The sequence below is a fragment of the Vibrio sp. 10N.222.48.A3 genome, assembly GCF_041475345.1.
Taxonomy (GTDB): domain Bacteria; phylum Pseudomonadota; class Gammaproteobacteria; order Enterobacterales; family Vibrionaceae; genus Vibrio; species Vibrio tasmaniensis_A.
In genome coordinates, this window is sequence record NZ_JBFRVX010001544.1 from 1 (window position 1) to 482 (window position 482).

General features: G+C 44.8%; 1 protein-coding gene. It reads right to left on the minus strand.

The genetic code is table 11. From position 1 onward, the window contains the following. Positions 1-52: 52 nt before the first annotated feature. Positions 53-482 (minus strand): methyl-accepting chemotaxis protein (locus AB4653_RS27635; protein WP_372105842.1); only part of this gene is annotated, 430 nt, incomplete at its 5' end.

Genomic DNA, 482 nt, shown 5'->3' on the forward strand with positions numbered 1-482 from the left:
TTTTCTATTCAATTGTTAACTAAGCTTAAAAGCTATACAGTGAACAACTAGGCTAAACCTTGAACTGATTAACCAATTTCTGCTGCTGTTGGGACAGTTGATCAATTTCGCTACCCACTTGTTCAGAAGCTGCGGCTTGATCCAAGATCTTCGCACTCAAATCACGGATATTAACGACACTTTGGTTCACTTCACCGGAAACCGATTGTTGCTCTTCTGCCGCTCTCACGATCTGGTTGTTCATATCACTGATCGCTTCTATAGAAGTAAAGATCGAACCCAGATCTTCGACCGCTTTTTGAACATGTAATGCCGTGTCGTTAGCGAGAATATTACCTTCTTGTATCGCTTCAACGACATCTTGAGTGCCCGCGTGGACCTTGTCGATCACGGTTCTGATTTCACCAACCGATGACTGTGTGCGACTTGCGAGGTTTCTTACCTCATCAGCAACGACGGCAAAACCTCGACCTTGCTCACCT